Origin of the sequence: Sporosarcina sp. E16_3 (assembly GCF_017347125.1) — a bacterium.
Lineage (GTDB): Bacteria > Bacillota > Bacilli > Bacillales_A > Planococcaceae > Sporosarcina.
On the sequence record NZ_JADPRX010000013.1, the window covers coordinates 1 to 20,491 of the forward strand.

The 20,491-nt window shown below is 40.8% G+C and carries 14 protein-coding genes; 1 reads left to right on the plus strand and 13 read right to left on the minus strand.

All coding sequences use genetic code 11. The annotated features are described in order from the left end of the window. Positions 1–119: 119 nt before the first annotated feature. The 7 genes from I2483_RS19670 to I2483_RS09570 all read right to left on the minus strand — a co-directional run bounded on the left by I2483_RS19670 (position 120) and on the right by I2483_RS09570 (position 11,103). Positions 120–2,252, minus strand: coding sequence for an NlpC/P60 family protein (locus tag I2483_RS19670; protein ID WP_207151650.1), 2,133 nt, complete (start codon positions 2,250–2,252; stop codon positions 120–122). Positions 2,253–2,278: 26 nt separating this feature from the next. Further along, positions 2,279–4,216 (minus strand): hypothetical protein, encoded by a 1,938-nt coding sequence (locus tag I2483_RS09545; RefSeq protein WP_207151651.1) that lies wholly within the window; start codon positions 4,214–4,216, stop codon positions 2,279–2,281. Between the two features lie 15 nt (positions 4,217–4,231). Then, entirely contained in the window at positions 4,232–7,456 is a 3,225-nt protein-coding gene (locus I2483_RS09550; RefSeq protein WP_207151652.1) for a hypothetical protein, read from the minus strand. Positions 7,457–7,461: 5 nt separating this feature from the next. Further along, complete coding sequence (locus I2483_RS09555) at positions 7,462–9,432, minus strand: VirB4 family type IV secretion system protein (RefSeq protein WP_255550383.1); 1,971 nt, start codon at positions 9,430–9,432, stop codon at positions 7,462–7,464. Then, entirely contained in the window at positions 9,380–10,339 is a 960-nt protein-coding gene (locus I2483_RS09560; RefSeq protein ID WP_207151653.1) for a hypothetical protein, read from the minus strand. Before I2483_RS09560 ends, I2483_RS09555 begins: the two co-directional genes overlap by 53 nt. Positions 10,340–10,369: 30 nt before the next feature. After that, the gene (locus tag I2483_RS09565; RefSeq protein ID WP_207151654.1) at positions 10,370–10,678 is read right to left on the minus strand and encodes a PrgI family mobile element protein; all 309 of its coding nucleotides are present in this window, start codon (positions 10,676–10,678) and stop codon (positions 10,370–10,372) included. A 125-nt stretch (positions 10,679–10,803) separates the two neighbouring features. After that, positions 10,804–11,103, minus strand: a complete 300-nt coding sequence (locus I2483_RS09570) for a TrbC/VirB2 family protein (protein WP_207151655.1) — start codon at positions 11,101–11,103, stop codon at positions 10,804–10,806. A gap of 492 nt (positions 11,104–11,595) precedes the next feature. On the opposite strand from I2483_RS09570, the gene tnpC reads away from it, so the two are divergent. Continuing rightward, on the plus strand, positions 11,596–13,065 hold the full coding sequence (gene tnpC, locus I2483_RS09575) for an IS66 family transposase (protein WP_207152984.1): 1,470 nt from the start codon (positions 11,596–11,598) through the stop codon (positions 13,063–13,065). A 194-nt stretch (positions 13,066–13,259) separates the two neighbouring features. Here tnpC and I2483_RS09580 read toward each other — a convergent pair whose 3' ends face one another. From I2483_RS09580 to I2483_RS09605, 6 genes are all read right to left on the minus strand, one after another. Continuing rightward, complete coding sequence (locus tag I2483_RS09580; RefSeq protein ID WP_207151421.1) at positions 13,260–13,634, minus strand: hypothetical protein; 375 nt, start codon at positions 13,632–13,634, stop codon at positions 13,260–13,262. Between the two features lie 285 nt (positions 13,635–13,919). Then, complete coding sequence (locus I2483_RS09585; protein WP_207151422.1) at positions 13,920–14,672, minus strand: hypothetical protein; 753 nt, start codon at positions 14,670–14,672, stop codon at positions 13,920–13,922. 169 nt (positions 14,673–14,841) lie between these two features. Continuing rightward, complete coding sequence (locus tag I2483_RS09590) at positions 14,842–15,906, minus strand: hypothetical protein (protein ID WP_207151423.1); 1,065 nt, start codon at positions 15,904–15,906, stop codon at positions 14,842–14,844. 13 nt (positions 15,907–15,919) lie between these two features. Next, positions 15,920–18,130, minus strand: a complete 2,211-nt coding sequence (locus tag I2483_RS09595; RefSeq protein ID WP_255550384.1) for an SNF2-related protein — start codon at positions 18,128–18,130, stop codon at positions 15,920–15,922. Positions 18,131–18,192: 62 nt separating this feature from the next. Continuing rightward, entirely contained in the window at positions 18,193–19,302 is a 1,110-nt protein-coding gene (locus I2483_RS09600; protein WP_207151424.1) for a beta clamp domain-containing protein, read from the minus strand. A gap of 286 nt (positions 19,303–19,588) precedes the next feature. Next, the gene (locus I2483_RS09605; RefSeq protein ID WP_207175588.1) at positions 19,589–20,482 is read right to left on the minus strand and encodes a DNA polymerase III subunit delta'; all 894 of its coding nucleotides are present in this window, start codon (positions 20,480–20,482) and stop codon (positions 19,589–19,591) included. Between the last annotated feature and the right edge of the window lie 9 nt (positions 20,483–20,491).

Consider the following 20,491-nt stretch of genomic DNA (forward strand, 5'->3'; position numbering starts at 1 on the left):
GGAAGTTTGCGTATAGAAACCGCAATGAATTTCCAGTTTTCATGTTTTAGGTGCTTGACATATTACCACTGGGCTTTTAAACTAGCGGCCTGAACATCCATGTCCAAGCCGCTAGTATCTTAATCTATAATACTCCGAACATGTCCACTAAATTTAGAGTTCCAATACGCTGGATGGTCGACGTTGGTAACGGCGACACCTGAAGAGGTGTTGCAGCCAACCCATTTTCCAGAGCCGATATATATACCTACGTGGCTATCTGCATAACTCATAGTTGTCCAGAAAAGCAAATCTCCTGGTTTCATTTCATTAACAGTTACCCGACGCCCTTTTGTTTTGATAGTTTGCGTGGATGTATTAACAGGTTTCCCTAAATCATAACCCCCTTGGGCATACGCCCAAACAACAAACGACGAACAATCACAAATTTTATTTCTAATATCTTTATCGCTCCGTCCGCCTCCTAGAACATATCGAGAGTTCCCAACCCATGTCATGGCTGCATCTATAATCATTTGACGTTGAGAACCGACATCTCCATCTACCATATTCCCTTCAAACATCTTCCCACGGTTGTACACCTGAGACACATAGGACTGGTCCATATTGTATCGAAATAACGCTTTACGAATGGATTCTTCATTGCCTAGTTTGTACCCATTAGAACTTATATAGTTTGCAGCCGAGAAAATCGCATCCTGCAGATTCCACGGATCAGCAATACCATCCCCATCCCCGTCTACTCCATATCCTCCGTATTTTGCGATGTTTTTCGGTTCTTTGATAACGTCTAAACTACCCACAATATTGCCTAGCCGAGTCGTTTCAAAGTTGGGGTCATTGGCGATTCCCCAGCCAACCCAAGTCAGTGGCATAAACTGCATGTGCCCAACTGCGCCTATGAAATTACCATTTTTATCTTTAGAACCTTTGGAGGGATCCGTCGCTACAGGATTACTACTAAACCCTGTTTCTTGTCCATGAATAGAAGCTAATATCCACCAATCTACTCCGTATTTCTCGCCCGCTGCCATGTATATCGCCATGTAGTTCGCTGGATACCACATTCCTGTTACTGTACCTCCATAACCAATATCACCTGTGATATCAAGTTGGCCTAAACAGACAAGAATGTCATTTTTCTTACTACATTTAATAAAGGCGGCAAAATCCATTTTTACATCTGGAAATGCGGGATCGACCTCTTTCGCAAGTTCAAGGACATACTCAATGTCCACTGGTCGAATTAACTTCGTTAGTTCTCCTTCAGGAGCAGTAACGGTCATAAACTCAACTAAAGCCAACGGACTGAAATCAATTACAGGCATTGCATTATCATCTACAATATAAAGATGATATCGGTCTTGAACTGTAGTCGAACAATTCCCTGAGCTAGAAGAACCTGCGTCGTTCCATTCTGTTACATGGTCTTTATAAGGAATTGTTGCCGTGTTGTAAAGTAATGTCGTACTCGAAACAATTTCTCTACTTGGTAATGGTACAAATTCTGTGGATTCCGAAGTTGTTGTATTTCCTTCCTCGTCCGTACAGACAGTGACCGTATGAATTTCTTTCTTTTCTTCTGGTGCAGTAGCCCATACAAATGAAGGTCTATAGGCATCACTCTCAAAAAAGTAATCGAAATCATCCGAAATTATTTTCTCGAACTCAACACGGACACTTTCTCGCTGTGCGTCAGTCGTTATATCTTTATCCTTAAATTTTCCATGCCACGGCTTATAGTTGTCATTCTTGAGATTTTTATAGTAATGATGCATAGAAGGTACAGCGTGACTAATTTTCATCGATTCGCCAAGTTGATATAACCACTGTTCACTTATAGGCGGATAAGGAAATTCTACATGTGTACCCCGGAGCGTCTCCCGTATCTCCGCGGGTCCTTCTTCATTTCGACTCTTCATTACATCTAATACCGTTTCATCAAATAGTATTTCAACTTTTTCACGTTGGGCAGATTTTTGGAAAATATCAAATACGCTGATACTATCAACCACTAATAGTAGTAAAATAATGATAGTTAAGACGAGAACACCGATTGGCCCCAAAAATGCTAACAAAGACTTTCCGATTACCGCAATCACTTTCGTTAAAAGAAAGCGTAAAGCCTTAGCCGCTATTTTTGCACCAGCTCCAGCCATTTGCATCGCTCGTCTACCGCGCATCGCGGTCTTACCGGCAGTTCCTATTCCATCTAACATCCCTTTACCAATATCCTGACTATCCTTTTTCACTGCATGTCCCCCTTTCTAACACCGCTTCACACGAACCCTTGATGACGAGCAACTCGGTCAGCAACCCGATCTGAAAGGCCCCTAGATTCCGTATTTGCCATGCTATTTTTGAAATAACTATCAGGCGACATCTCGTTTGCTTTCATACGTGGGTCTTGAATCGAATGCCCCCCGGCTCCTTTGATATAAGGATCTGAAAGACGTGTCATAGGTTCAATGCCTCCGCCTGACAAAGAATACTGTTGATTTGCATCCGGTTGATACCCCATCTGATTAAATTGATAATCCATCATACGGGTTTCTCCTTTTGCCAACGTAGGATCTGCAGCGCCAAGCGGGGAAATGGCACGCATTTTTCCGTTATCCTCCATATAAAAACCACTACCAGCATTCGTCTGCATCCAGGACACTTTAGCGCCTGGGTGTTCTTTTGCGACATCAGCAAATGTTTTACCTGCGAAACCGCCTGCTTCATCAGAATGGAAAAGACGTTGCCTTGAAACACCACTTAGTCCATGTCCAACACTTCGACCAAACTCACCTATACCAACCATTGATCCAGTAGACTCCCCTAGATTACCAAAAAAGGCTCGCCTGCTTTGTAGGTTGCCTAATGTATTTTTCATCCCATCCGTTTTAGCCAATTTCATAGTATCGGTGATTCCTTTAACACCACCTGCGAGATTTCGTGACCCTTGCAATAAACCACTTGCAGCTGTTCCACCCATCCCAGCACCAAGCATGATTCCGCCCGGTCCTAATACACTCCCTGCTGCCGCCCCAATCACCATTCCTGACTTCGAAAATACCGACTTAGCAAAAACCCAAGCATTCGAGTTTGCACCATTAGCGGTAGTTGAGAGTTGCGTCTTTTTAAGGTTGGCATAGTCAGGAACCTTACTATTAGGTAACTTGTTGTTTCCCATCTTCCCCTTGCCCATCCTGGCCATGCGTGCGGCAGACGCAATGGAATTAACTCCTTGCATTCCTAACGTTGTAGAAACCGTTCCAGAGGACAAATTTAACCATCCCATTACCATCGTTGACATAGGGATGAACATTATTAGGAGTAACAATTTAAAGAATATTGCCGCCTCACCATTAAGCGTGGAAACAAACAGGAGAACTACCGATAAATAGATTGCATGTACGGATTGCATAAATATTGCACCCAAGAAGTCTTGTATCCACGTGACAAAATAAGAACGTGATGACGTAAACAACAAGGACAATATGGCAAGTCCGCCAAGTCCTAATAAAATAGTGATCATAAATGTTCGCATCATATAGACGAAATTCAGGAACAAAACGATAAACCACTCTGCAAGCATGATGATGATATCTGTAAAGTTAAAATCATCTTGTGCCGCAACAATCAGTGGTTCACCTAGAGATATACCTTGCGCAGTAAGCATAGAGCGAAACGCACTAACTATTCCCCAATTAATAGAAAAGATTTGTTCAGCTAAGAGCCAAAAACCCGCTAGTAGGACGCTCGTGCCGATATACATGTAAACATCTTCACGGAACTCTGTCTTGTTTGTACCAAGTGGTTCGTATGCAACTTTTAGCGAAGAAATCATGATCGCTATAATCAGAGCAAGCATATATAAGCCAGTAAAAAGTGAAAATATGGGGTCTATCATTGTTTCCTTTTGTTCAGCAGGAAACATACCAAATATCAATTCCGGTTCATTATCGAACCAGATGCAATAGGGGTTTCCGAACACTAAAGTATCCAGCGTATTAATACCTACCGCATTCCAGAAAGTTTCGATTATATTGATCGCATACGATTCTTGTAAACTCGCATCTTTATCTAAAAACTTCTTAACACTATCTTTTTTTTCATCCGACATAACAGGAGAGCAAGAATTATTATCAGATGTATTCACCTCTGCAAAAACCGATGTAGAGGGGATGAGAAAAAAGAAGAGCAGAAGGATTAATACACCTTTTCTCAAACCATCACCCGCCCATCAACTAATACGAGTACTTCTTTCTTTACTTCCTTCTCGAGCAGCCATAGACCATGACTTTTTCACTTTTGCTTTTGATTGAGAAACCGATTCTTGTGCCCCATTAACTTGATCTGCAACACGGTCACCCGAAGTGCGGTTATCCATGCCCGGTACATGATGTGCAATAAATGCATCCGGATTAATTCGGTCGGCTTTAAAACCAGTATCCGACAGCCTTACCGAGTTCGTATTATTAACTGTGCGAAGCGTGTTTTGTGTAATCGTTCCATCCCCACCAACTCCTACCGTGTATGCATTCGAAGTACGCATTACATGTGGTGTCGAACCAGGTAGACCCGATGCTGCGGTTAAAGGATTTGAGTTTGTCAGCGGTATATTCGGCTGCTGACCTGGACCTATAATGTTTGTTGCTGCCGCCGGAGATCCGTGCATTGGATTCCCTTGTATCGGTTCATTTCTCGGACTATTCATTATTGGACTTACCGAATTCGGCTGTGATGACCCTATCGGCATGGCAGTTCGTGAAAGCGGACTTCCGTTTATTGAACCCATATTTCCAAGTGCTTCCGTCTGTAAAGCTGATGCAGGCATTGGACGCCCGTTCATCGTTACAGTTCTCGGTGTATTCATTGTCACTGGATTTACCGAACTCGGCTGTACTGGTCCTATCGGTAAGGAAGTATTTGAAAGCGGACTTCTGTTCATTGAACCCATACTTCCAGATGCTGCTGTCTGTAAAGCTGATGCAGGCATTGGACTCCTGTTCATCGTTACAGTTCCCGGTGTAATCATTGACATTGGATTTACCGAACTCGGCTGTGCTGATCCTATCGGTAAGGAAGCATTTGATAGTGAACTTCCTGAAATCGAATTCAAACGGGACACTTTCGAATTACCATTTAAAAACGGTGCCGTAATCGGCGTATTCATTCCTGGAATAGCTGTTGATGCTATTGGCACAATCGGAGCACTTGTACCGTTGCTACGAAGACCCGCAATTGGAATTCCATTCCTTGATACTGAATTTCCCAAGTTCGATTGCGGTGTTCCCATTGGATTACTTGAAAGCGGGCTTCCTGTAATCGAGTTCAAACGGGACACTGCTGAATTACCATGTAAAGACGGTGCCGTAATCGGCGTGTTCATTCCTGGAATAGCTGTTGACGCTAATGGCACAAACGGAGCGCTTGGCCTATTAATAGTGCTACCACCTATTGGACTCGTAATCGGACTATTTATACTGCTACCTCCACTTGACAGGGGGTTTTGAGTATCCATTGATAGATGTTCATTCATCCTTGCTCTATAGGAACCATTACCTTGTAATTCGTAAGACGTATTTGCTTGCGCAAGTTGATAATCCATTACACGTGCTTCACCATTGTTCATCAGCGGATCCGCCGCACCTGTAAGTCCAACTTGTTGCCAGTCTTGATTCGGTGTTTGCACCCACATAGATGAACCTTGGTTTGTTTGAACATATTGCATATTAGCACCAGGGTACTGTCTAGACAAACTCGCCATAGTAGTAGGCAGAACACTACCAGATGAATCGGTTAACATTCCACGACCGCCATCTGCTAATGAAGTCCCTAGAAGTCTTTGTCTTGAAACACCACTCATTGCTAATCCAATGTTCCGCCCTGCGCCGCCCTTACCTACCATCGCTCCAAGCGCTTCTCCCATATTGCCAAAATAGGCACGACGTGCACCGAGGTTACCCATCATGGATGTAAATCCAGTATTGCCAGCACCATCGTTATACCCTTTTGCGGATTGCAAAATGTTCATTGCACTTTGAGCGCCTGACACCATATTTCGAGGACCTTGAACCAGTGCCGAAGTGAGAGATTTCCCAACTTTAGCAGCCGCTATTGCACCTCCAGGTCCTGCTACCATTCCGGCGGTACCGAAAATAGCACCTCCGATATTCGATAACGTGTTTTTCGAATTCATCCAACTGTCCGAACTAGCTCCGGAAGCGTTTGTGGAGATAGAAGTGATGGATGCATCATTACCTCCACCTGCTGCAGCTATACTTGTCCCACCAAAAGCAGAATCACTTCTTGCAGAGCTACTTGATAACAGAGAATTGTTACCCCCGTTCATATTTCCACCACGCATAAGATTCCCTGCTTGGCTGGTCAACATCATCGTAGACATTACACCACCTAAGCCGACCATCGTTAACGCAGAACCCATTTTGGATGAACTATCACCAATCTTTAGCCATTTGCTGATCATGCCCGTTAAGGGGATAAACATCATCATTAAGCCTAATTTATAGATCGTCGATGCACCTTGGGATGCAAACATCGCCATTCCAAATAAGAGAAGTGCATGGATACTCTGTAAAAATACATTTCCAAGTAATTCTCGCATCCACGTTCCAAAGAACGCCCGTGTCCGTGCGAATAACAAACTGTAACCCGCAACAAACCCAAGAATCAGAAGGACTAACACAATTACTTTTCTTGCTATATAGACAAAATTTAAAACAATCGCCAAAATCCATTCAGCAAGTACCACAATAAGTAGACTTAAGATTGGAATTCCACCACTACCTATACCTACAAGGTCATGCCATGATGCCATAATAGAAAACGACTCAGGGTTGGCACCTTGTTGTTCTAAGAGTGATTTAAAACTAAGTACTACGGCAGCATTTAACTCAAAAATCATGTTCGTGATGATACCGTATCCAGCAATGAAGAATATTGATAGCAACCACATTCTCATGTCTTCACTAAAATCACTAATACCACGCCCACGTACTGAATTAAAACCTAACTTCAGTCCTGAGATCATCATTGCAAGTGTCATGAGCGCTACATAAACAACACTAAACATTTTCAAGACCGGATTTATGATTTTTTCTCTCTCAACAGCTGTGAAAATACCATCAGGTGCCATCTCGATTTTGCTTTCATCTGTAAAGGCATTATCTGCCCATACACAATACGGGTTACCAAACACGAGAGTAGACAGGCCATTGACATCCCCGATGTTCCAGAGATTTTGCAATTGACTCGTCATGAACTTTTCTGCCATATTCGCATCGTCTTCTTTATATCGTTCTACTTCGTCATTAAATTCTTCGGAGAAAAAACCACCTTTAGAACAAGTAAATCCACTTAAAGAGGGTGATTCTTCTGCCGCAAAGGTGACTCCAGAAATAGATACAAAACATAAAACAAATAGAAACAGTATTTTCTTACCCATTCCCCTCACCTACCTGCAATCAAGGATTCCGCTGTCACGTTCTGATTCGTATTGATAAATGCCCATTCAGACGGCGTTGGCTGACTTTGAAAAGAAACGATCTCTTTGCCGGCCTTCAATATGACATCACCTGTTTCTGCGGTTCTTATCATCTGTCCTACATCATCCGCAAATCGGAATGTTCGTAAGATAGGTTCAATGTCCTGATCCGACTGTTTCATAAATGCGACTGTATTTAACTGTGCAACCACATCCTGCGCTTCTTTCGAACGGTCAAACATTTCATATCGTTGTGATACGAGCGTTAATGAAACGTTCCACTTACGTCCTCGTGCAGATAAGGTTTTGAAAAAGGTCATCATCGAAGGATAATCGAGCATCATCCACGCCTCATCCTGTATCACACGTTTTTTAGGTTTCGGATCATTTAAAATAAAACGATTCCAAATCCACGTCATAAGGACATGTTGCGCAAGCGGACGTTCAATTCCATTTTTAGACAGCCTACTAATATCAAAATTAACAATGGGTGCGTCATCAATCGAAACACCAGTAGTATTTACAATTTGCGTTTGACAATCGAACATTCCAAACGCTTTCCCTTCAACGAATAAGCCAACAACATGTTTTAAATCATCTAAACCTTGGTCTCCATCTTCTATTCTTCTATCAATCTCATTTTTCACATCGGATATCTGTGGCATATTAATGTACTTTCTCTTAAATACAATATTTCCGGTTTCATCTACCGACTCTAATTGCTCATACAATGATTCCGGTTCTTCTGTAATGTTACGTTTGCGATATGCATCGCCAAGGATATCATCTAATGCGCCGAGTTCCTGGGGCGTTAAATGTGCGTTTTGCGGGGACGCCGACTCCTTCATAACTTTAAAGAATTCAATGCCCTCTTTTACTTTCTCGTTGATGTTTACTTTCTCAACGATATATTCATCAGCTGTATAACGATTGACAATTTCTTTCTCTACGTAAATATCCAAGGGATTGATGCGACTTACGTTTTGCGCTGTCAGATCACTTCGAATTTCAATAACAACACCACCAAGAGCATGTGTTAGGGCTACATACTCAGGCTCAACGTCCATGATGACCGTTTTTTCAATTCCATCCATAGCCCCGCGACCAATGAGTTGCTTAACGAATACGCCTTTACCGGCACCCGATTCACCAAATATCCCAACATTATAATTGTTTAGTTTTGAATCGAAGTTGTTAAAATAGATATATTCGTTCCCATATACACCGATTGGCATTCCGCCAGTGTGATTTAACTTAGAGGATGAGTGTGGGAAGATTGCTGTTAGTGCCATACGATCAAGGTTACGGTACGAACGATTTAAATAGTTTTGACCAAGAGGTAATGTTGAGAGCCACCCCTCTTTTTGTCGATCAAAGCTGTTTACAAGTTCAATAGACTCTGCAGCCAGCGACCTTTCGATACTAACACTTTTGTCATTTAACTCATTCAATGTATCTGCGTATATCGTTGCAGAAATACTGACATAGTAAAGTCCGTTCTCGTTGTTTCGTATCTGGTCGCGAAGTCCTTTTGTATCGCGAAGTTTCTGAAGCGACTCGTCTAAACGAGCATGATTTTCATTTTTTTGGGCGGAAATGATGACGGCCTCTAATTGGTCAATCTTATCTTTTAATTTCCTAACCGCGTCCGTCCTTTCAAACGGTTCAATATGAACGGAACAATCCATGTCATCTCCCAAAAATAGGCCCTCCAGCCAATTAATACGTACCGTTCGCGGATACCCACTAGGTTTAATAAAAAACGAACGACCGTACTTTTTTTTGCCAATTCCCGTTTGAATTTCAAAAAAGTCAGTCGAAAACTTAATACCTTCATTTATCGCATTATCCACTAACGACGGAAACGATAATTCTAGCTCATCATCAGCTGGTAACGGCATCACGGGCTTTTTCGGATTCTTCTTCAGTTTGAACAACTTCTAACGCCTCCTCATGTTCGTGTACTAAATCTACAAAGCCTGCAACGGCGGATGGATCCATCGTTACGAATGCGGCCATTTTCTCTTTTTCCGCCAGGTCTTCAATTGGGTGTAAAACAGTCCGGTCACGATTCATAGCTCGCTTCAATACTTCCATTGCGCGAAGAGAATCCTGAATTTCCGCCTCAATTTTCGCTCTTCGCAATGCTCGACGCACAATGTTTGCACGCATATACAATTGCTCAATGATGACTTTTTCTCGCTGTTCTTTATTCAATTTCGCCATTTTAGAGGGTTCATAAATGTAGTTCACTACATAATAAATACGAAGAGAAATACGGAAATCGTCCATCGTGCGTGATTGAATGTGTTCAATAACATCCATGTTATACTTTCTAGTTTGAGGGTTACATTTCTTCAAATTCTCCTCAAAACGAATTCGTTCCTTCCGGAAGTCTTGTCGAACAGCTTGTCCCAAAATTTGAATCGGGAAATTTATAACGTTATAAAGCTGTTGGTATCCTTGTAAAATCCCTAACTGTTCTGAGGGTTTCAACAAATCAAAGTTTACAAAGTCACTGCTAAGAATTATTGAGTATTCATTTTTTTGTTTATGAATGATCCCATACTCGATGTCATTGACTTCCAAAAGATCTTTTATACTTTCTACATTAGGGTCCTGTACCTCTCCCTTTTTCCTTCCTTTCAACTTCAGAATTGACTTTCCGTTTTCTTCTGGCTGGGAAACAGCTCCCCCTTCCGATTCGCGTTGTTCCTCAAGAAACTGCTTTCGACGCCACCCAAATACAGGTTCATTATTATCCATTCTTTTCTTGGCAACAAACGTAAATACTAGCGCTACAAAGAGAACAAGGATTGTAAAAATAACAAATATGTCAAACATCTTTTCACCTCAACTTCTGCTTTAAGATCTTTAAGCTTTATATATTTTTTGACTACGCATGAAGAAAACTTTTGAAAATATAAACTCGGATAAATATTGGTCACGACGGTCTAATTTAATAAAAGCTAGTGATAACGTCGTTGTATTAATCACCAGAAAAATAATAAACCTAAGACCCACATCTACTAATCCATCTACAAAGGGTAGATTGAATAGAAGTAGTTGAATCATACTGAAAACGCCTGCAGGAACAATGAGAATAAATTGACGTACAGACAATACAGCAAGAATCGTTTTTTCTTCCTCAGTTAAATCAATTGGAACCACAATTTCATTCATGAGCGTCCCGTCCTTAAATTAATATTGATAAAAAAGGAGTGGATGACTTATACAGTCGCCACTCCTTTTTTTTGTAAAGCCTCATTCTAAGACAAAATTCAATATATCTATCGAGTTTCGTATAATCAACCACCTACAATACCTTGAATTGCTGGTGCTAGGAAATACGCTGAGTAGAATAACAAAGCTCCACCGATACAAGAGAAGAGAGCCTTCCAAACCGTACCAATTTGTCTCGAAGAAATTGACCCAAAAATAATGAAGATGGCAATAATTAGTATCGCTAATGTAAATAGAGCTCCACCAATACCTCCGACCATTTTAATAATCTTCATGGTAGCTGCATTGATTTCGTTATTCCCACCACCAGTGTAAATTGATCCATTAATTGTTAGAAGTGTAACTCGATTCATAAGTTCGTTCACGTAGACATTCACCTCCCCCCGAAAAAAAAAAAAAAACACCGCAAAACGAGAGGTTTCTCTCGTTTTGCGGTGCTTCCGCTTTTGTAGTCTATTATGTAAATCTCTTATTATTATTCATCACACACTGGAAATTGTCAATCGATAAATATGATTCATAATAATCCTTCTGGAACAATGGCTTCTACTCTCGCGATTGAGCAATCCTAAAATACCCAGTGAGTGAAAAAAACAATATAAAATCGTAACTACTTAGGTACATGAATTGTTTCAAAAATTTCTATATGGGTATCTGTCTAGTAAACTCATTTTATTAATATATAGGTTGGACTAAAGTATTTCATCGACAACACTCGGCTTTTGGGGATGCCTCCCGCGATAAGCCTGACAGAAAACCGCTGTCAGTCTCATCGCTTCGGCTACCCCAGTAGACGCCTTCGCTGGAGATTACGTGAAAATTATAAGTTCATCATAGACAGAAAGGAGCAAATCTCAATGAAATACACAGCCAAACAAATCGAAGAGATTAGTCATGGAGAACCGACTGAAATTGCGTCGTTTATCACGAATCTTCTACTCTATATTGAAAAGTTGGAAATACAAATTGATCAACAGAAAATCCATATTGTTAAACTAGAAACACGTGTAAAAGAACTGGAACGACAAGTGGGGTTAACAAGTACCAACAGTAGTAAACCGCCTTCCAGTGATGGTTTGCGCAAGCCTAAAAGTCTGCGGAAATCGGGAGGTAAGATTGGCGCCCCAAAGGGTCATGACGGCTATACCCTCAAACCAACCGACCAGCCAGATGAAATTGAATGGCATAAGGTCGAAGTCTGCTCGCACTGTGAAACTTCTCTTGCAGATTTACCATCGGAAGGGTATATCCGTCGACAAGTATTTGATTTACCGATTCCCCGCGTCGTGGTTACAGAGCACCGGATTGAAAAGAAGTGCTGCCCGAACTGTGGTACCCAACAAAATGCACCTTCCCCCGAAAACGTGAAAGCACCGGTCCAATATGGAGACAACTGGATTGCCTGGTGCGCCTATTTACATACATACCACCATCTTCCGTTTGAACGCATCTGTCAGTTATTTCATGACATGACTGGGTATCGCCCCAGTGAAGCCACCCTTCTGCACCGTTTAGCCTCTATTTCCACTAAAATCGATCCCCATACTGCATACATACGAGAAGAACTATTGAAAAGTGCCGTCGTCCATGCGGACGAAACTGGGATGCGCATAGAGGATAAAACGCAATGGTTACATACCGTTAGCAGTTCTGACTGGACGCTTTATCATGTCCATGAAAAACGCGGGAAAATTGCCATCGAGAAGCACGATGTTTTACCCCAGTATCAGGGAATTCTTGTCCATGACTGTTGGGCTTCCTACTTTACCACCGACTATTCATTCGATCATGCCCTATGCGGCGCTCACCTTCTTCGCGAGTGCCAGGGTATCATCGACTATGATGGCCATCGATGGGCCGCAGATATGAAAGAACTTTTACAGGAAGCCTGTCACCACAAGAAAAAGTGGAGACTAGAGGATATACCGATAAAAGAAGCGGACGCCCTTGAATGGGAAGAGCGCTACGACCGTATTCTCGAGCGCGGTGAAAAAGAATGGGCGACTAATCCTATACCGGATGCCCCACTCAAACGTGGAAGAATAAAAAAGAGCAAAGCCGCTAATCTAGCTGCACGCTTCCAGCTCCATAAAACCGCTATATTGCGGTTTATTTGGGATGCACGCGTGCCTTTCGATAACAGTCAGGCAGAACGGGACATCCGAATGATGAAAGTGAAACAGAAAGTATCAGGCCACTTCCGTACAAATGAAGGGGCTAAACAATTTGCCCAAATCCGCGGATTTATTTCCACGCTTCGCAAACAAGATCGTGATATTCTTTCCTCGCTCGTCTCTGTTGTCCGTGGAGAATTCTCCTTCAAATAGGATCTATGTAGGTTAAACAAGTGATTCTATCTACTCTCCAGCGAAGGCGCCTAACTGGGGTAGCCGAAGTGATAAGACTGATAGTGGTTTTCTATCAGGCTTATCACGGGAGGCATCCCCAAGCGCCAAGCGTTGTTGGTAGAATTTTTTACATCAACATAGATACCTAAGTAGTTACATAAAATCTAATATTATTACATTCTACTAAAATGAACTTCTTTTCTTACTACGAAACTAGTATCAATATATGCTTCAGAGCTAGCATCATATTTCCAACCAATCACGATGGATCTATAATTCAAATCCATATTTAGGTCTTTAATTTCATTATAAATCATAGTACAAAGGTTTTTATATACATGCGTCGGAATACCCTCAAATTCATCATCAAAAGAATTGCCAATCAAGTTGTAGCAGACATCATCAAAAGAAACCTTTTGAAGTTCATTGTTACGGAAAAAGAGGGTAATCGATGTTTCTGGCAATCCACGTAATGCATTCTGCGTTTCAATATTTTCCACCAAGGCAGTTCGTACCTGATAGGCAATGTTTATATTTACTGATTTCATTGTATAATACTCCCCTTTTTTCATTGTCTGATAAGTTAATTACATGAAATTTCATTTATATTCCCTTCGTGAGTATATAAGACTAAAGAAAAGATATCAACCAATTTCCGACATTTATAAACAATTTTTCATCAAAAGAATTCTAATTCCCTATTTATTTGCTATTATATTGGTAAATATATCAGATTATAAATACCCATATTCTTTCTCCTCACTAATACTATTGTCATATATTATAATAGTATTAGGGAGAGGAAAGAACTGATTCCTCGCAATGAACGGTTGTCATTTTACCTGATAAACTGGCTCATTAAATGTTGAATATCCTGCATCTATCATCATCGGGTCTTCCCAGTGTTGTACATAAAATGAACCGTCTGTTAAAAAGTTACCTTTGACTATAATAACTTCGCCGTCGATTTTACCATTAAACTCATTTTTCAGTTCGACCCAATCATTGTCGAACTCTAATCGATTTCCATTTTCACAGTACTTTCCGATCATAATTTGTGGTCCTAAGCATCCTTGATATGGTGTACAAGTAATGATACTTGCAACACGTTCACCATAATTAGTACAAATTGCTTTGTATTGGGCTGGTGTCAAGCTAGGTACAGAAGGAAAATCTTCCATTACTAACTCTTCGGGCAATTCAGCAACAAAATCATCGTGTTTATCCTCAAAAATAGATACATAGTTCTCTTGTGCTTCATCATTAAAAATAGTTGTTGTTGTGCTAGCAAGTAATTCTTCTACACTGTTCCATAATTCTTCATCCGGAATACTAGGTTTCATTTCTACGAATTCAGGAATAGCTACATTTACATGTTGCACATTGAACTCAGGAATATTTGGTGTATTAACAAATATAGGCGATTGCGTGGCAGCAACATCTGTTATCCTTTCATCCAAAACATCATTCGTTGAATAAGCCCAAGGTGAAGGATTGTTCTCACCACGGATACGAAACAAAACAGGTAAAACTCCACAAGCCATTACACTAAGAGCTACGCCTAGAAGGAAAAGAATTTCCCACATACAATTACCTCCATAAAATTGGGTTTATCTATACAAAAAAAGCCCATGACGACTCGTATAGATACGAATTCCCGTCATGGGCTTGATAGTCAATTAGTAAGTCATTCTCCCGCGTGGGTGAATGTTTCAAGTGAAAAATAAAATATAATTAAATTATAAAACAACGGAGTCAAAATAGCAAGGTCTGACCAATAACGATACCTTCCTTTTTATTCGCTGTTTTAGATACAACAAGTACTTTTTCATGATTCTTACCTACCGGTTGTACCGCCTCTACAGGTAGTTCCTCTTCGGTTATACTACTCAATCGAGAATCCGATGCACAAAGATTTGCCTCTGCTACTTCTTTCTCTTGCCCTAGCAATGAAGCCTTTTGTCCCTCTGAACTAAAATCTAACAGCTCAACTTCTTCCTGCTCCTCAATGACATTCATAAAATTGAAATTCTCATGTTCTTCAAATTCTTCGAGAACGACATCTAAATCGTACTCTTCAGTAGATTCAACTGGAATTTTAAAGTTCTCTTCTGTTTTTAATACAAGTACCTCGTCAGTTTCCTCCAACAAGTCTTCTTTAGCGGGAGTTTGAGGGAGTTCTAAAACGAAAGGTTCGTCCTCGTAATCTTCAATGCGTGCTTTAATATCACTTGACTCTGGAATATCACGCAGTTCCTGAAGTTCTCGGACTACTTTTATATAGTCTGGCCAATCAGCTAACTTGAACTCTACATCATCCAATTCTTTCGGACGAAGGTTATCTTCAAGTAACATAGCTCCACCATCTAGTAATATATCTTCTGGCCTGAAATGCAGCCCCCACTTTTTAAATTCATCAGCGTGATACAAAAGATTAGTTTCAACTACTTCGATGTGATTTAGTATGTTCTTTTTATCAGATTGACAAGATTCCGGAAGATTTTCAAACCACTCTTCGATCATTCCCCTGATATAGGGGCAAATTAATGGTCGCTCATCAGAAGGATAGTTAGACCAATTCGCGATCCACCATCCTTTACCACCTGTGGTTGTTTCATGGGTTTTGAATTTCTTCTCTTTTGCAAATTTAATAATCCACGAAGGACGTGCTCCTTTAAAATATGCTCGCAGTACTTCTCCGGTTGTGGGATGAAGTTGAAGGCGAAGTGGAGACTTTTTCAGATAATGATGTTCTTCCTTATCTGACTTTGTTTCTATCCATTCAATCAATAATTGATTCTTTGTTGAATCCCATATCATCTAAAGTTCCTCCTCAAGATACATAGTCTGCTCTGCTTGTGCCACGTTTTAACATGTCAGTCGCAAATTGCTGATAGTCTATACCTGGGTCCAATTCGACATTTTCTCCAGCTTCAAATTCTTTGGATACCTGAACAAAATCAAGCTCCTGCCGGTCAATGGCAAGATCTACTCCAGACTTCTTTGACAAGACCAATGCATGTAGATTGGCATCAATAGTATCAACTGCCACAAGCCATAGAATTTCAACAACGTCCTTCTGCCCTAAACGAACAGCTCGACTGTAACATTGCTCGATTTTCTTTGAATTAAAATCCAAATCATATAAGATAACCGCTTTTGCCTCCGTGAGCGTGTAGCTCTCAGCACCCGTCCTCATCGTCATCACAAGAATAGATAAAGGATGATCCGGATTTTGAAATTGATCCATTAAATCGTGACGGTAAGCCATTGGGACGCCGCCATGAATATAAGCAGCACGCATTCCTGGTGCAACCGTATCAAGAAGTACTCCCAGTTCTTCAGCCGTCTGCTTATGCGCTGTAAATATCAGCAACTTTTTCCCCGTGCGTGCGTATTCCTTTATCTTCTCCTTCGTCACCTGCAGCTTCACAGGTTCAACTGAAGTTGAATAATCATAGTCGGGTTGAACCCACGGGCAAGACGCTACTTTCCGAAGTTTATCCAGCCACTGGCATACTTCAATAGTCGAGATGCGATATACATCTCCACGAGCATCTGCAGAATCTTTCCTTGCATACTCTGAGGCATACCATTCACGAAATTCATCAAGTCGTTTATCATACAGATTCCGTTCTGCCTCTTCAAGAGCTAAATGCAATCGACGGTGTTGCGGTTCAGGTATTCTAACGTCCCTCTCCACATCTATATCTGTCTTCTTTTTACGAAACATGAATTTATCTAACAAATCCCATAACTTTTCTTGATGCGAAACACGGGCCTCAATCGACTTAGAATCCATCACCGCTTGACGACTCGCTCCACCAAAGTATCCTCTGAAATTATCTTCACCTTTTCGTCCATACGCTTGAAAACGTTGAAGTTCAAAAGGGTTTTCAAAATGGTGAGAATCTCCATAGATCCACGTTGATGGCCAATACAAGTCATCTGCTCCATTTTCAGCAGGTGTACCAGTTAGTGCAATCCGTGTTTTTGTTTTGATGGCACGAATAGATCTTGAACGTTTAGTCGTACCATTCTTAATGAGATGCGCTTCATCTACCGCGCAAGCATCATATGAACGGTTAAAGAATCTGTAAAGGGCTTTCTTTCGAGACTTCACGACTGTAAAGCCGCAATCACAAAATAAGTTTCCTTTACACCATTCCTGTACACACATTGGGCATTCCCCAGGAAGGTCTTTGATTGTATACCGTTCCTCTGAAGCCTTGAATGATTTATTGCAGGAGTTGCATCGTTGTTTCGCGCTGTCCCAATTAAACCCATGTACACAATCCGGACATTCCGCATGTAATTTCTCTTTAAAAAGAATTATTTCACTTGCCCAACGTTCATAAGAAACAATATGAATTCGCTTATCTGATTTAAGGTCTGTCGGATGGCGAAGTTCAATATAGTCTTTTTGAAGTCCAAGTACTTTCATTTCACGAACCCAATCGGCAATATTCCGACTCATCGTTACTATAATGATTTTCTTGTTTGATGCATTCGAGGTTAGCCCTACAAGCGTCGTTAACGTTTTACCTAGGCCCATGTCCAACCCAAGTAATAGACGCCTTCTTGATGCGATAAGAGCAGCACCTTCAAGTTGATATTGAAAGAGGGAAGCTCCATTCGATAACGGTCCACCATAAAGTTCAATAACGCGCTGCAATGTCGCTTTATAATGCGCGGTTTCCTTAAACTCTTTTAGGGATAGACCATCCGCCCGGTATTTCCTACGTTTCTTTTCAAGTAGCGGCTGAACTGTTTCAACGTTCGCTAGATCGAGTCCCCAGCGATTAAGGGTATTATGAATGGGATGTTTCGAAAAAACGGTATCCCCTCTAGTAATGAGTGAGTGCCAATTTAACTCGCTCACCGTTTTAGTTTTTCTATTCTCACGACCATTTTCATAAGTCACGTAGTCATGTTCAAAACTTTCAATCCGATTCGCATGCAATGCCTCGGAAGCAAGTAGCTGTTCTTCTAACGTTTCTCCAGTAAAATAGACTGCTGCTTTTGAGTAATTTGCTTTTAACATAATGAATAAGGTACTACGAATAAATCGCAGTACCTTTTCACCTCCCTTATCTAATTTCCCACTCAAACAATAAGTACTTGCGCTATGAGTGCTTTAATATCATCGTTTCCATCACATAAAACCGTTAGAGGAAGTCCTTTGTTTTTAAGGCAAAGTAGCACTTCATCCGTTCGGTACAGTGTCAGGCATAACTCCAAGTAATCGCTGTGTACAGCGAATTGAAACTCCTCACCTTCCACATTTGCTCCGATTTGTTCAATCGAAATACCCAGTAGTTCTACAAAAGACTTCGTTCCATCTTTTTTAAACACCATGACCGGGTTATCGCCGCCTAAGCGTTTGATACGTCGTGTCGTATTCAAGAGCTCCATTCGGTCTACTCTCCAAACAACTTTAGCTTCCTCAATATTCGTATACGTCTTATCAATTGGTGGAAAATCTCCAACCAATAAACGTGATACCGCTTTTGTAAAACCAGATTCGAAAATTAATAACGTCTTACCTTCGTTTATGGACACCTTCACCTCAGAATCATTTGGAAAAATCTCCGCTAATCCCGAAATCGTTTCAGTAGGAATTGATGCAAAAAAACCATCGAACCAATTCACACCCTGCGCATTTATCGTTACCGCTCGAGAACCATTAGATGCTCGAACGAGAACCTCCCCTGTCTCTTCCTTTGAAAAGTACAAACCACGTAGAACTGGATATTTTTCAGCCCCCACGCTATTTGCAATCGCCGTAAAAGATGGTAAGGAACGTGAAAATATTTGTAACTTTCCAGGGGCCCAAAGAACAGATTCTGTTGCATCTGGAATCTCAATGGAAGGGCTCATCTCAGGGACTGTCTCCATCCTTATTTTCGATGAACGTCCCCACTTTAAATTAAGTTGTTCACCGTCTTTTTCAATCATAATGCACTCATCTTGTGGCAGCGCACCTACTTTAACTTCAAGCTCATGAACCGTTGTCGCAAAAGCAAAAGGGGCGGAAACTTCGCACGAAATTCTTTTCTGGACTTGAAGTTCTTCTCCTACAAAGTAGAAATCGACTTCGTTATTAGAATCAACCGAAGAAATATAAACCCGATTTTCACCTAACCGTGCGCGCTTAGCCCCTTTTGTTAAACTACTTACTACTTGTTGAAGCTCTCCACCGTTAATTTTGAACATAGAATGTTCCTCCTTAAAAAAGTTTTATTTAAATAAAGCACGCAAAAAAGCACTTTATCTAAAATGTCATTCCGCCAGAAAAAAAGACAGATGAACACATAGATAAAGTGCTTTAAATTTAACTTCTCTCCCGCATGGGTGAGATATAAAATGAGTGCAATAAATGTACATTCATAGTATCACATTTCTGTAAAATTGAATAGTAAGCTACTAAAAGAAACTGATAAATAAAAAGAAACAGGTATCCCACATACTGAAGGAATACCTGTTTTCATTGCTTGCATCTTCACGCCACGGGTTTTGATAAGAAAAACTTCTCAAGCCCTAACAAGTAGTGTTGATTGGAATAAAAGCCTCGTCCCAATTCATCCACCAATTGTTGCATTAACAAAAGTTCATTCCACGTATAGTTGGGTCTACTTGCAAGCCCCCACGGATTCTTCTGATCTCGTTTAGCCAGCCATAGTGACTTCACATAGGATTGAACCAAACGGATACTAATTAACTGCGTGGACTTGTCAGAGAACCTTTCAAGCCATGCTGTTTGTACAGACAATGTAGCTTGGGTCTGTGACAATTCAAATGTAGCCCTAATTAATGCTGTCCATTCATCTACAACTTCTTGATGTTTTTCAAATTCTTCAATTGATGTCATAACCGTACTCAAAATCGGTAATGATTTGTGAGATGTATATCCTTTAGATCGCGCTTCTCTTTCCAATGAATTCGAAACATCTATTCGAATAGTTTGAACGCGCGATAGAATGGTTGGTAAGATTGAATCCCTTTTATCTGCAATCAAAATAGAAAGTGTATCTTGGAATGGTTCTTCTAAAAATTTCAATAGCGCATTTGATGCTTGTGGATTCATTCGGTCAGCCTGTTTAATTATAAAGACTTGTTTACTTCCTTCTACACCTTTATATGCGGCCTCTTTTTGCAATAACCGTATCTGGTCAATTTTTATTGCTTGTCCATCAGGTTCTATTACATGAACATCCGGATGATTGTGTACATTGATCCGGCGACAAGAAGAGCATTCTCCACAAGGTTCATCGCTAATGATTTTACAAAACACTTGTTTTGTCAGCCACATAGCAAGCTCGTTCCCATCACCTTCAAATAAGTACGCATGTACAAGTCGATTATTATTTAATAGTGTTGTAAAACGTTTTTTCACGTTTCATCT